Source organism: Mucilaginibacter sp. GW822-FHT03E02, from assembly GCF_058801545.1.
On the sequence record NZ_JBXANJ010000003.1, the window covers coordinates 174,531 to 190,320 of the forward strand.

General features: G+C 46.4%; 8 protein-coding genes. 1 reads left to right on the forward strand and 7 read right to left on the reverse strand.

The features are described 5' to 3' along the window. Positions 1-23: 23 nt before the first annotated feature. Positions 24-1,121, forward strand: a complete 1,098-nt coding sequence (locus AC1RM2_RS33290) for a zinc-binding metallopeptidase family protein (RefSeq protein ID WP_492989436.1) — start codon at positions 24-26, stop codon at positions 1,119-1,121. Positions 1,122-1,412: 291 nt separating this feature from the next. Here the strand turns inward: AC1RM2_RS33290 and AC1RM2_RS33295 are convergent, their stop codons facing one another. The 7 genes from AC1RM2_RS33295 to AC1RM2_RS33325 all read right to left on the reverse strand — a co-directional run bounded on the left by AC1RM2_RS33295 (position 1,413) and on the right by AC1RM2_RS33325 (position 15,621). Further along, positions 1,413-2,288 (reverse strand): transglutaminase family protein, encoded by an 876-nt coding sequence (locus tag AC1RM2_RS33295; RefSeq protein WP_492989437.1) that lies wholly within the window; start codon positions 2,286-2,288, stop codon positions 1,413-1,415. 55 nt (positions 2,289-2,343) lie between these two features. Continuing rightward, complete coding sequence (locus AC1RM2_RS33300) at positions 2,344-4,896, reverse strand: circularly permuted type 2 ATP-grasp protein (protein WP_492989438.1); 2,553 nt, start codon at positions 4,894-4,896, stop codon at positions 2,344-2,346. 23 nt (positions 4,897-4,919) lie between these two features. Further along, complete coding sequence (locus AC1RM2_RS33305) at positions 4,920-8,279, reverse strand: transglutaminase family protein (protein WP_492989439.1); 3,360 nt, start codon at positions 8,277-8,279, stop codon at positions 4,920-4,922. Between the two features lie 168 nt (positions 8,280-8,447). Then, positions 8,448-10,604, reverse strand: a complete 2,157-nt coding sequence (locus AC1RM2_RS33310) for a c-type cytochrome domain-containing protein (protein ID WP_492989440.1) — start codon at positions 10,602-10,604, stop codon at positions 8,448-8,450. Between the two features lie 185 nt (positions 10,605-10,789). Beyond that, positions 10,790-12,247 carry a DUF1501 domain-containing protein gene (locus AC1RM2_RS33315; RefSeq protein ID WP_492989441.1) on the reverse strand — a complete coding sequence of 486 codons (1,458 nt, stop codon included), beginning with the start codon at positions 12,245-12,247 and terminating at the stop codon, positions 10,790-10,792. Position 12,248: 1 nt separating this feature from the next. Then, positions 12,249-14,567 (reverse strand): PSD1 and planctomycete cytochrome C domain-containing protein, encoded by a 2,319-nt coding sequence (locus tag AC1RM2_RS33320; RefSeq protein WP_492989442.1) that lies wholly within the window; start codon positions 14,565-14,567, stop codon positions 12,249-12,251. A gap of 184 nt (positions 14,568-14,751) precedes the next feature. Next, complete coding sequence (locus AC1RM2_RS33325) at positions 14,752-15,621, reverse strand: OmpA/MotB family protein (protein WP_492989443.1); 870 nt, start codon at positions 15,619-15,621, stop codon at positions 14,752-14,754. Positions 15,622-15,790 lie beyond the last annotated feature (169 nt).

The following is a 15,790-nucleotide window of genomic DNA, read 5'->3' on the forward strand; positions in this document are numbered from 1 at the left end:
AATGAACAGCCTTAATACAGATTATGAAATTGTTTAAATGTACCAACTGCGGTCAGCTATTATATTTTGAAAACAGTATATGTGAATGTTGCAAAAGTCCCCTGGGTTTTATTGCCGGTGATCTCAATCTGGCCACACTTGTCCAGGATAATAACGCCGTTTATCGTTTGCACAGCAATAAAAAGCCGTTATTGGGCGGCCTGATCAGCAATAAAAAGCCGTTATTTAAATATTGCAAAAACCATGAATTTGATGTTTGCAACTGGCTGATACCGGCAGATAGTCCGGATATATTTTGCCGCGCATGTGAATTAAACCACATTGTACCCAATTTGGCCGACCCTGATCATTTGAGGCAGTGGCGGCTAATAGAATTTGCCAAGCACAGGCTTATTTATACCTTGCTGCAAATGAAACTGCTCCTGGTAAGTAAAATTCAGGATGCAGTGAAAGGACTGAGTTTTGATTTCCTTACGGAGGCGGATGCCGCTCAACATGTTTTAACCGGACATGAAGATGGCTTAATTACCCTGAATGTTGATGAAGCCGATGATGATAAACGTGAGTTATCGCGCAAGCAAATGAACGAGCCTTATCGTACTTTATTAGGCCATTTCAGGCACGAGGTGGGGCATTACTACTGGGACAGGCTAATAGATAACAGCACATTTATTGACGAATACCGCCAATTATTTGGCGATGAACGCCAGGATTACGCCCAGGCACTTGAACGGAATTATAACCAGGGACCACCCGCTGATTGGAACTTAAATTTCATTAGCAACTACGCAAGTTCGCATCCATGGGAAGACTGGGCCGAAACCTGGGCCCATTACCTGCACATTATGGATACGCTTGAAACCGCCGATGCCTTCGGGATGACGGTATCACCCCGCCTTGCCGATAAAAAAAGCAACCTAAAGGCAATCATCAACGTGAGCCCTTATCAGCAGCAAAGTTTTGAAACCCTGCTTAGTTTATGGCTGCCATTAACTTTTGCCATGAACAGCATGAACCGCAGCATGGGCAACAAGGATTTGTACCCTTTTGTAATACCACCAAAGGTTGTAGAAAAACTGAGCTTTATACATAAGGTTTGTTATGCTTCAAGAGTGAGTTAGTAAAGGAATTGGCTTTAAAATATAATTGAATAGTAAAATCTGGAGGTAATGAAGAAGCAATGACGTCTATCGCATGTCGGCGAGTCGACTCACCCCGACGTGGCTACGCCCGTCTGCCCCTCTCTCCGCTTCGCGCATAGAGGGGCTAAAAATATAAAAAAATGAGCTACACCCTCTTTGCGGCTTCAGCCGGAGAGAGAGTCGGCCAGCGTAGCGTAGCCGGGGTGAGTAGTAGCCAGCGTTCAAAGCCGATGTTCGTGTAAGACGAAAACACTTGGTGGCATAGTTGTACTATTCCACTCTCCGCACATCCACATTTACATACATCCGTTGGCCGGCGCCGCTGTAAACCACTCCTTTTAATGGCACTACATCGGCAAAATCGCGGCCGATGGCAGTACGGATGTGTCGGTCGTTAACCAGCAGGTTATTGGTGGCGTCAAACTCCGTCCACCCGATATCGGGAATGTACAATGCTATCCAGGCGTGCGAGGCATCCGAGCCAAATAGCTTCGGCTTTCCGGGCGGCGGCAGCGTCTCGATGTATCCGCTTACGTACCTGGCCGATAAGCCTATCGAGCGTAAGCAGGCCAGCGAGAAATGCGCAAAATCCTGGCAGACGCCTTTTTTATGTAAAAAAACTTCTTCCAACTTGGTGGTAACATCTGTAAAGCCGGGCGTGAAATCAAAATCATTAAATATGCGCGAATTAAGATCAAGCATGGCTTCCATAATTGGCCTGCCGGGCGTAAATGATTTTAATGCATACTCCCTGATGCCCGGTATAAACACCACATGATCCGATTCAAGGTAAAATTGCCTGATGTCACTTTCAGCATCGGTACTTTTCAGCCAGATCACCACGTTTTCCCAGGGCGCTGTATTTTGGGGCGCAGCGCTTGTCCATACCGGCTCCGAAATTTTAACTTCGCTTTTTATCTCGACGGTTAACCGTTGATGAAACTCTTCTATCGAAAAATAGATAAATTTATTACTAAAAAAGTCCTCCCTGGTCACTACCAAATGTGGTACAGGGTGAATTTGGTAGTTCACCTTTTCCACCTCCTGGAAACTATGGTTAACCGGCACCTGGTATACCAGGTTATGGCATAGCGACGCCGGCAACTGGTATTCATATTTGGTAATATGGGTTACCTGGTATTTCATAAGCTTTGGCTGTTGTGAAAACACCTGTTAAAAAATGGCTTTGTATTAGCGGTTCTCATAATTCGGGTAGCGCGTTATTATTTTTCACAAAACTGTACTGGCTTTGCGTAGGGCTAAAATAACTTTCAAAAATAATGGTTGATGCCTGGCTCAATAAGGTAATCAGGTGGTGTAAAAAGCCATTAAGCTCCCTTTTCCCAAAACCATTGGCATTGGCCGATGGCACCATCATGTTTACATCGCAAAGCCTGATCATGGTTAATGCCTCCAGTAGTTTTTTGTGCGCCGGACTAAGGCCGCCTTCTTTATGGTTATCTGGCAGGTGTGCCAGGTGTTCATCAATTTTAGCAATTAAAAACGCCACCGATTTTGGATTATCCTCGTTAACCAGCAGCAAATTAAGCACACCAGGCAATTGCAGCGTCGACCGGTATAGGTACCGGTACGTAACCAAACTCTCGTTGCACATCAGCACCAGTTCCATCAGTTGCTTCTCTACCTCGGGTGTTACGTTGTTGGCCAATGCCGCCTGTAAAATGATGCATGTATTTAACGATGATTCTAAAAAACGACCTATGTTAAGTAACCGCCAGCTGGATGCCCTGGTCATGTTATCATTATTAAGGCCGATAAAAGCCATTAGCTTAATGATAAACTGATCGAGGTTGTGGTAAATCTTGCGTAAATCATCGCCGTTTTCCTTCATCAGCTCAAACTCTTCGGATATGCTATCCAAAATCCTCCAGGTATCCAGGCTTAAACGATCACGTACAGCATAGCCGTTTGTTAAAAATGATTGCAGGGATTGCGCCAAAGTACCCGCCCTGCCGGTTTCAACAGCCAGCGACAATAATTCTTTTTCGGGTTGCCGTAATTTGGCCTGATCGACCGAGGCAAAGCCGGGTAAAGTACCCGTTACCGCGCTTAAAGTTTTAAGCAGTATCACCAGCGTTTGGTTAGTTTCGGGGTGAATTTCGTCATCGCGCTCATTGTAAATCTTAAGCACGATACGCATTAGCCGCACATTGGTCACTGCCCTGTCGAGGTACCGGCCCAGCCAAAATAAGCTTTCGCCGGTGCGGCTGGGCAATATATTTTTTACCTGCCGTAATACAGGTTGATTAACTGCCGGCTTAGCCTGGCTTTGCGGCGATGGACCCAGCACCCAGGTATCCTTACTGATACCACCAGATTGGTTGGAAATAATAAACTCGCCTTTTGTAGGAAAGCTCCTTGATAAGCCGCCCGGCATTACATGGTAAACCTCTTTATCCATATCGGCCACAATGTAACTCCTGAAAACGGCGTTACAGGCTTCCAGGTTGTTGCCAATTAATGATGGCGTGGTGCTGAAGCTTACTACCTCCTGTGCCACGTATAAATAAGGCCGGGTGTTTATTTCGGTCCTCAAATCATCTATCTGCTTTTTGCTCAGTTCGCTGCCGATGTATGGGCGGTTCTCGTTACTCCGGTAAATAGACCGGATAATAAGGAAGGGCAGGTTATCCAGCACATACTTTTTCTCTTTCTCGTGCCCGCACCACCAGGTGGCTACCGATGGTAATATCAGTTCCTCGTTTAACAGGTGCTTGCATAAGCGCGGCAAAAAAGCCATCAGGCCCGGGTTTTCCAATATGCGGCCGCCTAATGGGTTAATGATGGTCACTTTTTTTTGCCGTACGGCTTCCATCAACCCAACCACCCCCAAGTGCGAATCGCCCAAAAACTCAAGCGGATCGCAAAATATATCATCAACACGGCGTACAATAACATCTACCTTCTCTAACCCTTTTAAGGTTTTTAACCACACATAGCCGTCGCTGACGGTTAAATCCTGCCCAAAAACAAGGGTAAAACCTAAAGATGATGCCAGGTAGGCGTGCTCAAAATAAGTTTCATTGGCCGTACCGGGCGATAAAAGTACCACACGTGGGTTCTCTTTATTTTGTAAAGCGAGCCGGGTAAGGGTATTTTTTAATGTTTGATAATAGGACGAAATTTTACGCACCTGGTTTTCGCGGATCAGATCCGGGAAAACCCTGGTCATGGCTGCCCTGTTTTCAAGCGTGTATCCGGCACCTGACGGCGCGTCGGCACGGTCATGCAGCACCCACATTTTGCCAAGCGGCCCTCGTACCAGGTCGGCAGAGTATTGGATAAGCTGGAATTTGCCGGGGATTTTAATTTTATCAGCCTGCCTTAAAAAACCTTTATGGGTAAATACCAAATCAAAGGGAATAAAACCCTCTTTAATCAGCCTTCGTTCGCCATAAATATCAGCTATGATCAGGTTAAGCAATTCGGCACGTTGTATCAGGCCTTTTTCAATATTTTCCCATTCCTGTTGGCTGAAGACCATAGGCACCGGGTCAAGCTTCCAGGGGCGGTTAATGCCGTCAGGATCGCTGTACACGTTATAAGTAACACCATTGTCGCGCAACTCCTGGCTAATTTCCCGGCTCCGCTGCTCCATTTTTTCAAGGCCCAGCTCGTCATAAGCATGGGCAAGCTTTTTCCAATGCTCGCGCACCACGCCCTCGGGTGCGGCAAGCTCATCAAAAAAAGGTTTGGCAGTTTTACCGTTCCGCTCCAGGTAAGTTTCAATCATTTTCCAAATGTCTGATTTTTCTGCTACAAATTCTTGGCATTTTTATACCGCCTCAAATCCATAGTGTACGGATATTCCGGGCTAACTACTTCATTGGTGATGGTATATTGCGGCAGTATATTCATTTTGGTAACAAACCTCCCTCCTGCTGTTTGCTGGGCAACGGCCGGCTCAACCAGGTTAACCGAATGGCCAAAATCAAAAAAGCGGGAAATTATGCGCGATTCGGCCTCATAACTATTTACAGGGAAGGTATCATAGCTGCGGCCTCCGGGATGCGACACATGGTACTGGCATGCAGCCACTGATTTCTGCGTCCAGGTGTCAAATAAATCGAACACCAGCGGCGTATCTGTACCGATGGTTGGATGTAGCGCCGATGGCGGTTGCCATGCCCTGTAGCGTACGCCGGCAATATACTCGCCTTGTACGCCTGTGCTTTTTAGCGGAATTTTTAAACCGTTACACAAAAAGGTGTAACGCGAATCGGTAAGGCCGGAGATTTTTACCTGGATACGCTCCAGCGATGAATCCACAAAGCGCGATGTGCCGGTGCTCGACATTTCTTCGCCCAATACATGCCATGGTTCAATGGCCATCTTAATTTCGATATTGATATCATCCACCTGCAACTCGCCCAGGAAAGGGAAACGGAAGCTAAAGAAAGGCTCAAACCACGAGATATCAAAACCATAACCGGCATCGCGCAGGCTGTTTACCACCTCTGTCATATCTTTATAGCAATAGTGCGGCAGCAGGAAACGGTCGTGCAGCTCGGTTCCCCAACGCACCAGTTTATGATTGTATGGAGTTTTCCAGAACCAGGCCAGCAACGTCCGGATGAGCAGGAACTGTACCATACTCATGCGGTAATGCGGCGGCATATCAAATCCCCGGAACTCCAGGATGCCCAAACGGCCGCTTGAAGAATCGGGCGAGTAAAGCTTATCGATACAAAACTCCGACCGGTGCGTATTGCCGGTGATATCGGTTAAAAAATGACGGAAGATCCTGTCGACCAGCCAAAAAGGAACTTCATTTTCGGCCCGGTCGGGAACTTGCTGAAACGCTATTTCCAGTTCATACAATGTTTCCATCCGTCCTTCATCAACCCGTGGCGCCTGGCTGGTGGGGCCTATAAACTGGGTAGAGAACAGGTATGACAAGCAAGGATGATGCTGCCAGAAAGTAATAAAACTGCGCAGAATATCGGGTCGGCGCAATAGCGGGCTATCAGAAGGCGTTTCGCCACCCAGCGTTACGTGGTTACCGCCACCGGTACCGGTATGCCTGCCATCAATGTTAAATTTTTCTGTCGCCAGGCGCGATTCTGCCGCCTTTTTATACAGCACATCGTAATTTTTTGCCAGTTCGCGCCAGCTTGCCGCGGGGTGAATATTCACCTCGATAACACCGGGATCGGGCGTTATCATCATTTTGGTGACGCGATTATCTGTTGGCGGATCGTATCCTTCAATCAATACCGGCATCTTTAGCTTCTCGGCTGTGCGCTCAACAGCATTCACCAGGTATAAATAGTGCTCAAAATAGCTGGTAGGTGGGAAAAATATAAACAACTTGCCCTGCCTCACTTCAACCACCATCGCCGTTTTAAAAATGGTTTTACTGTTATTGAATTTGGCCCCTGTTTCGGGAATCAAATGATCACCATCGGGCAAAGCATCCACATCGGCAAAAAGGCTTCTTTCCGGTAACTCTTCCTGCTCTGCCGGATCAAAATATTGCACCGAATCAAGCGGCAGGCGCAAGCCCACGGGCGAATTGCCCGGCACCAGGAACAGGTTTTGCCGCCTGAACGACCATTTACAGCTTTGCCAGTTATTTTGTTCCAGGTCCCATTTAATGGGCACCACATAGCCAACTGGCTCGTTCAGGCCGGTATTCAGCAGCTCGGCCAGTTTTTGTCGCTCCAGCGGAGATTTCAGGTCAACCTTCAGTGGGTCGACATTGATCGGCGTTTTACTCTCTTCCCACAAAAAGTAAAACGGATCTTCGTAGGTTGGGTTAATATTTTTAGGGTCGATGTGCAATTCTTTGGTAAGCAACTTCATGAAGCTTTTTGCATCCTTAGGCCCAAGGCCGTAGTCTTTCGACAGGTCGGCCATTAAGGTATCGTTGTTCCACAAGGGTATATTATCCTTACGCCAATAGCAGGCCAGTTTCCAACGGGGTAATGGCTCGCCGGGGTACCATTTGCCTTGCCCGTACTGCATTAGCGCGCCTTCACCGTACTCATTTTTAAGCTTGTGGAACAGGATGTTGGACAGGCGGCGTTTATGCTCACCATCGGCAGCCGAATTCCATTCAGGTGCTTCATTATTATCTACCGATACAAAAGTTGGCTCGCCGCCCATGGTAAGGCGTACGTTATTGGCGGCAAATTCTTCGTCAACCTTATCGCCAAGGGCCATAATATCTTCCCATTGCTCGTCAGAGAATGGTTTGGTTACCCGTGGTTTTTCTTCAATACGGGTAATGGTATTTTCAAAATGAAACTCTGTTTCGATAGGATCTTTCGTATCGCTGATGATGCCACCACTAATTGGGGCCGCACTCTGCGGATCAGGCGTACAGGCTAATGGAATATGTCCCTCGCCGGCAAACAAGCCGGATGTCGGGTCGAGCCCTATCCAGCCCGCACCAGGCAGGTAAACCTCTGTCCAGGCATGCAGATCGGTAAAATCCTGCTCCGGGCCCGATGGGCCGTCTAATGATTTAATATCGGGTTTCAACTGCACCAGGTAGCCCGATGCAAAACGGGCGGCCAAACCAAAATGCCTTAACAATTGAACAAACAACCACGCTGTATCCCGGCATGATCCCGACTTAAGCTCCAGCGTTTCCTCGCATGATTGTACGCCCGGCTCCATCCGGATATTGTAGGAAATCTCAAGATAAAGTAGCCTGTTAAGGGTAACCAAAAAATCCTGGGTAACTGCATTTTTCTTGAGTAACTCGGCGGCTTTCTCTGTTAAATCCATTAATAGCGGGCCACGCTCGGTTATCTCCAGGTAAGGCACCAGGTTCTTTTTTAATGAATCTTCATACTCAAAAGGATAGTGATTAGCATACTCCTCCACAAAAAAATCAAAGGGGTTTATCACCACCATATCGGCAATCACCTCTACATCAATCACAAATTCATTTACCTTCTCCGGGAAAACAATGCGGGCAAGGTAATTACCAAAGGGGTCCTGCTGCCAGTTTATAAAGTGCTTTTCGGGTAATATTTTTAGCGAGTAACCTTTAATCATGGTACGCGAGTGCGCGGCAGGCCGTAAACGGATAACTTGTGGCGAAAGCGTGATATGTTTATCGTACTTGTAACTTGTAAAATGACGAATTGCTACTTTTATTGACATCGGCTATGTTTTATGTTATAAACATAGCCTATTTACAGTAAAATATTCAACAAAACCGGCAATTATTTATAGATTTTTTAATATTCATAAAATTCAGCATCGCCGATATCAATAACACCAACGGTTACAGTTAAGCAGTGGTGGTAAGCTGTGTATTTATCAGTCGTCCTAATTCAAAAAAACCTCATCCATAAAAACCCAGGCTGGTTTTCCTTTTGCAGGATGCCAGGCTGGAACACTTTTAAGCGGCCTGGCAACCAGTTTTATACAGGATATGGGCTGGCCGCTTTTCAATCTACACTCCAGGTTCATGATGCTGTAAGTATCTTTTTTAAGCGGCGTGACGGGTATAACACTCCCTAACAATTTAAGATGGGATTGATCGGTGCCGCCCCACACCTCTACCTTCGCCGGCAAAAATATCTGGGGGCCAGTATTGCGCATCACGTTCAGGTTAACAGTATGCAAATCGACAGGTTTATTAAACCACATCAGCAGCTTCAGGTCTTTTTGTGAGGCCAGCCATTTGCCATCGCCAAAATTACCGCTGCCCAATTCTTTATCTATCATTGTTTTGGCCCCCTCACCTTTGTACTTGCTATCGGGATAGGTTAAAAAACTGATACTATCAGGAGTATAGGTAGATTTGTAAATGTTAAACTGAACCGTGTCGCTGCCTATCCAACCGGCTTTAAATGCCCTGGCGCGAATTACCGTACTTTGCGTGAATAATGCACCGGGTTTATAGGATGTAGCATGAATACTATCCGGCGCGCTACCATCGGTAGTATACCGGATATCGGTTCCTTTGATCGGGTTGCCAAGCTGCAACAGGTAACTTTGCTTAAATATTACCGCAGTGTTTTTTAACTGCGGACTGGTAAGTTTTAAAGGCTTGCCATCATCTTTAAAACCCGTTAAAAGGGCAACGTGCTTATTTGCTTTTTGTAGTGGCGCAAGATCTGCGGTTTTAAGGCCGGTATCCCAAATGGCCAGTTCGGTAAGGCTTTTAATGGCTGCCAACTGCCTAACATCCATAGCATTCAATTTTACGCCGGCCAGCGACAGGCTTTTAAGCAACTTAAGCGAAGCCAGCTCTTTTAACCCAGCGCCTGTGACATCGCTAAAATTCAGGTTAAGTCTGCGCAGGTTTTCAAATTGGGCTATAGTTTTCAAATCGGCGTCCTTCACCGGCATTTTATTCAGGTCGAGCGATACCACCTGTTTTTTAATGGGGCTAAGCTCGTCAAGTGACTTAATGTTGTAGGTGCTTTTGTTGTAAATATTAACGGCCAAAGCGGGCGATTCCTTAGCCAGCGGATAAATTACCCGGTAATTATTGTTGAGTTTTTTAATCTCTTGATCATCAGCTGCCGAAAAATCGTATGCCGCCTCCGCGCTTTCGGCGGGTTTCAATAATGTTGCCGCAATCATCCGCAGCGAATCGGTTGCGGGAAGGTCAAGAACCTTTTTCTTAAAATCGGGCTTGTTTTTTACCCAAAGGTAAAGCAGTACCTTTTCTTCGTCGGTTAGTTGCGGTTTACCGGTAGGCGGCATGTGCTTCTTTTCTGATTCGGGCATGTGTACCCGCTGTAGCAGCAGGCTCATAGCCGGATCGCCGGGAATAAAGAGTTTACCATTTTTGCCGCCTTTTAATATTGCGGCCTGGCTGGTGAGCATTAGTCCGCCTTTCATTTTATCTGCATTGTGGCAGCTTTGGCATTTGGCTTCAAAAATTGGCCTGATAACGTCCTGGTAAACAAAGGCCTTATCAAGGGGCACTTTATTTTTTTCCTTATCCATCACCGGCCCTAAAACAAAATCATCGCCATGGGTAAGGTTTGCACCAAAATGCCCGGCCACTATTAAACAGAAAACTGTGACCAAAGCCCCTGTTTTGGCCAGCGTAGCGGTGTATTTTGTTGTGCTACGAATAAGGTAAACGCCATAACCCACAAACGCCACACTGACACCAAACCACTTATGCCATAACAAATTGCCCCCTTCATAACCCGGCTCGCGCGATAACAGCAGGCCCATAATTACCGTTAACGACGATAAAAGCGCACCCAGCACCAGTAAATAATTGGTAAAGTTTTGATAAAACTTCTCGTTAACAAACCCGGCCCTGAACCGGAAAAACTCCAGCACCATAGCCAGCATGAGTATCACGATAGGGAAATGCAAAATTAAGGGGTGCAACCGCCCAACCGGCTGTAACCATTGCGGCACAACCAGGCTATCACCGGCTATCAGTAAAACTAAAATGAAAACATTAAGCGCAAACAATGCCCCGTCTGCGAAAGCCCTGTGGTTGCCCTTCATACCAGCAACAATATTTTATTTATCAAAACCAAATAAGCTAAAACGTTTTAAACACATCGATAAAAAGATATCAGCAGTCAAATCTATCAAAACCGGATAAGCTAAAACGTTTTAAGCATATCACTAAAAAGATATCAGCCGTAAAAATCAAAATACTGTCAATCCTGTAAAATCCTAAAATCGTGTTAACTGATAATCCCCTTTACCACATTTCCGGCCACATCCGTCAGCCTGTACCTCCGGCCTAAACTTTTAAAGGTAAGTTTTTTATGATCGATACCTAACTGGTTGAGCATGGTAGCATGAAAATCATGCACATGCACCGGATCTTTAACAATATTATACCCAAAATCGTCCGATTCGCCGTAAACCATTCCCGGTTTAATACCGCCGCCGGCCATCCAAACACTAAAGCAGCGCGGGTGATGGTCGCGGCCATAGTTTGCCTTCTCCAACTTACCCTGGCTGTAATTGGTACGGCCAAATTCGCCGCCCCATATCACCAGGGTTTCATCCAACAGGCCCCGTTGCTTTAAATCGATAACCAAAGCCGCCGAAGCCTGGTCTACATCCTTAGCCTGCCCGGCCATTTCCTGGGGCAGGTTGCTATGCTGATCCCATCCCTGGTGGTAAAGCTGCACAAAGCGAACGCCGTTTTCTGATAGCTTCCTGGCCAGCAAGCAATTGGCCGCGTAAGTACCGGGAATCAAACATTCAGGGCCGTACATTTTCACGATGTCGTCCGATTCTTTGGATACATCCATAATTTCGGGCACCGCCGTTTGCATGCGATAAGCCATTTCGTACTGCTGTATCTTGGTGTTTATCTCCGGATCGCCGAATTGTTTATAGTTGATATCATTTAAAGCAGCCAGGTTATCCAGCATTTTGCGGCGTTCGTACCGGTTTAATCCTTCGGGATCGTTCAGGTACAATATCGGGTTTTCGCCGCTGCTGAATTGTACCCCCTGGTGAATAGAATCTAAAAAGCCATTACTCCACAATTTGGAGTATACCCCTTGCCCGTTGCCTTTCCCCTTGGATAACAATACCGTGAATGCAGGCAGGTTTTTATTCTCGCTGCCAAGGCCATAGCTTACCCACGACCCCATGCTTGGGCGGTTACCCTGCTGTGCACCGGTCTGGAAAAAAGTAAGCGCAGGATCGTGGTTTATGGCATCGGTGTTCATCGAGCGGATGATACAGATATCATCGGCAATTTTGCCTATATGCGGAAACAGATCGCTCACCCATGCCCCCGATTCGCCGTATTGTTTAAAATCGTAAAATGAACCTACCAGCGGGAACGAGGCCTGCTTAGCCGTCATCCCGGTAAGTATCTGGTTGCCCCGCACCGAAGCAGGTAGCTCCTGCCCCATCATTTCGCGCAATTTGGGCTTATAATCAAATGATTCCAGTTGTGAAGGTGCGCCGTCCTGGAAAAGATAGATCACCCTTTTTGCTTTGGGCGCAAAATTGGGGATGCCCGGTACAAAATCAGCTTCGGCATCAGCACCGCTGCCGCTAAAAAGATCGGGAATAAGTAATGAGCCTAACGCAACACTGCCTATCCCCAGGCTTAACCTGGACAGGAACTTGCGCCGGTTAATATTGAGCCTGCTCTCTAAAAAATCTTTTTCCATATCAGGTTTTTGTTATCGCTTCTTCTACATTGTACATAGCATCAACCACTTTCATCATGGCTGCCAACGTTACTTTATCAAGGTTGACGGGGATCGGGTATTCGCCAACGCTTAACAGTTTTTGGGCATCGGCCTTGTTCATCCCCTTCAATTCATCGTTGTAATAGGCTGTAAGTATGGCCAATTCTTTTTCCTGCGGATGGCGGCACATGATCAAGCGGAAAGCTTTGGTTATTTTATCCTGCGGACGACCGTTATCCTGCAATAACCTTGCTGCTAAAACACGGGCTGCCTCCAGCACTGTAGGGTCATTAAGCATCACTAAAGCCTGTAAGGGCGTATTGGTGCGCAGGCGTTTTACTTCGCACTGATCGCGGTTGCTGGCATCAAATATCCCCAGCGAGGCTGGCGGCACGGTGCGTTTGATGAGTGTATACATGCCCCTGCGATAAAGGTTGGGGCCATGTACCTGCTTATAGCTGGCCAGCTGCCCGCGGCCGGATGTCGCGTTTTCCCACAAGCCGGGCGGTTGGTACGGATTAACACTTGGGCCGCCAATGGTATGGTTAAGTAACCCGCTGCTGGCCAAAACCAAATCGCGCACAAACTCGGCAGGCAAGCGGCTACGGGGGCCGCGCGCCAGCCAGGTATTTTCAGGATCGTCCTTTAACTTTTCCGGGCTGATTATTGCTGATTGCCGGTACGTGGCCGACATAACAATTTGTTTTACCAGCCGTTTGATATCCCAGCCATGATCCCTGAAATCAACAGCAAGCCAATCCAATAATTCGGGGTGCGATGGCAAATCGCCCTGCATGCCAAAATCGCCCGAACTTTTTACAATGCCTTTGCCAAAAAATTCCTGCCAAAGCTGGTTTACAAATACCCTTGCCGCGAGCGGGTTATTTTTATTAAACAGCCATTCGGCCAAACCGAGGCGATTTTTAGGATAGCTGGCTGCAAATGGCAATATAGCTTTAGGCGTACCCGGCTCAACAACATCACCGTGGGCATCGTAATTGCCGCGTTTGAGGATATAGGTTGGCCGTACTTTATCGCTATCGGTCATGATAGATACAATGAGCTTATCTGTATCCTGCTTATTGATAAACTTCATCACCTTTTTAACTTCATCGTTACTTATCTGCATCAATGGCCGTTTGGCATAAGTTTCGGGCCCGCCCACAACCGACTCGATGCCTACTTCTTTTACATTATTAAAAAACGCAAACATTTGGTAATAATCTTTTTGCGAAAACGGATCATATTTATGATCGTGGCAATGGGCACACTCCAACGTAACCCCAAGCAGGGCTTTGCCGAAGGTATTGGTACGGTCGGTTACGTAGCTTACCCGGTACTCTTCGTCAATTACGCCGCCCTCTTCGGTAATTTTATGGTTGCGGTTAAAGCCAGTTGCCAGTAGCTGCTCGGTAGTGGCATTGGGCAGCTGGTCGCCGGCTATTTGCCAGGTAATGAATTTGTCGTAAGGCAGGTTTTCGTTAAAGGCATGTATCACCCAATCGCGCCAGGGCCACTGGCTGCGGTAATTATCGTCCTGGTAACCGTGCGAATCGGCATAACGGGCTACATCCAACCAATGCAGGGTCATTTTTTCGCCGTATTGCGGGCTTGCCATCAACTGGTCAACTACCTTTTGGTAAGCGTTGGCGCTGTTATCGGCCAAAAAGTTATCCATCATTTGCAATGTTGGCGGTAAGCCCGTCAAATCAAGCGATACGCGTTTTAGCAAACGTTCTTTATCGGCCTCGGGATTGGGATCAAAGCCCTTTTGCTCCATTTTTTGGAGCACAAAATTATCTATCGGATTTTTTGGCCACGCGGTATTTTGCACCTGCGGCACCGGGTACGAACGGGGCGGTACAAAAGCCCAATGTTTTTCATAACGGGCACCTTGTTTTATCCATTTCTTGATTAGATCAACTTCAAAAGGCGTTAATTTTTTGAGGTTGGATGACGGCGGGGGCATTTGTTCGGAAGTATCTTTGGTTGAGATGCGCCGGTAAACTTCAGACATCATCGGGTCGCCTGCTACAAGCGCATGGGCTGTCGGGTTATCTTTCAGCGCTTTAAAAGCACTTTCGGGAATATCAAGCCTTAAATCGGCCTGGCGGTGTGCGGCGTCGGGCCCGTGGCATTTAAAACATTTATCAGATAATATGGGGCGGATGTTGAAATTGTAGCTGATGGCATCAGGCATTTGCTCCGCATCTGTTTTACCGGCACGGTTGCAGGCATGCAGGGTATACAAAACACAGGCGGCTATTACAAGCCACACTAAATACAACTTCCGGAACATCAGTCTACTAATTGGTTAGTTAAGAAATTAAAGTTATTAATTTCAATCGTAATCTGCAATTTGATTTCCGGGCCATTGGTAACATTTCAACGACAATAATTAACGCACACAAAAAACGGGCCTAACAATAATGCTAAGCCCGTTTCTTCTCTTGAATCCCGATTCTTATCTCCTGACTCTTTTTTTACTGTTTAACCGGGGTAGTATCGGGTGCTTTACCTATCAAATCCATAAACTGATCAAGTTTTGGTGTAATGATAATTTGTGTACGCCTGTTTTGGCTTTTACCTGATGGTGTTGTATTATCGGCAATTGGGTTATACTCGCCGCGCCCCCCTGCAGTTAAGCGCTTAGGATCAACGTTATAAGTATTTTGCAAGGCTTGTACTACTGATGAAGCCCTCAGCGTACTCAAATCCCAGTTGTTACGGATGTTGGTTTGCTTGATTGGTACATTATCGGTATTACCTTCAATCAACACATCGTAAGTTGAATAATCGGTAATGATTTTAGCAATTTTAGCCAGGGCTGTCCCTGCTTTATCTGAAATTTCATAACTACCTGATTTGTATAACATATTATCAGACAAGGAGATATACACAACACCTTTAAGTACCTGTACATCAACACCCTGCGCTTCTTCCCTGCTTAATGAGCGGGTTAGGTTATTGGTTAACACCATATTAAGCGAGTCGCTTTTGTTTTTGGTAGCTACCAGGTATTGGATGTATTTGTTGGAAGCGTTTATCTCATCAACCAGTTTTGAAATGTTTGCGCCACCCTGGTTATTGCCGGCCAAACATTTATTCAAGGCATCTTTTAACGCTGCGTTATTTGACCGTTCGGAAGTAAGCTGTTCTTCAAGGCTGACGATACGCCCGTTTGATACGGCAAGCGCCTGCTCGCTTCTTTGATATTTTACGCTAAGGTCCTGTGTGCTGTTTTGCAATTGCGTGTAATTGCCCTCGAGTTCCTTGTATTTTTTGTTGCTAACGCAACTTTGGGTTACCGTTGCTACAATGAGCACCAACGGTAATAGATGATAAATTTTCATAGCTGTAAATGTTTAATAGCCGGCCATAATTATTTATGGGCAGCATAGCATCTACAACAACACTTTGCTTAAAAAGTTTACAACACAAACATTGTACAGGAAAACGAGTCATGAAAAGTTCATTTTTACACTAAACTCCACGTCTCTTTTTAATAATAAGATTGTAAAG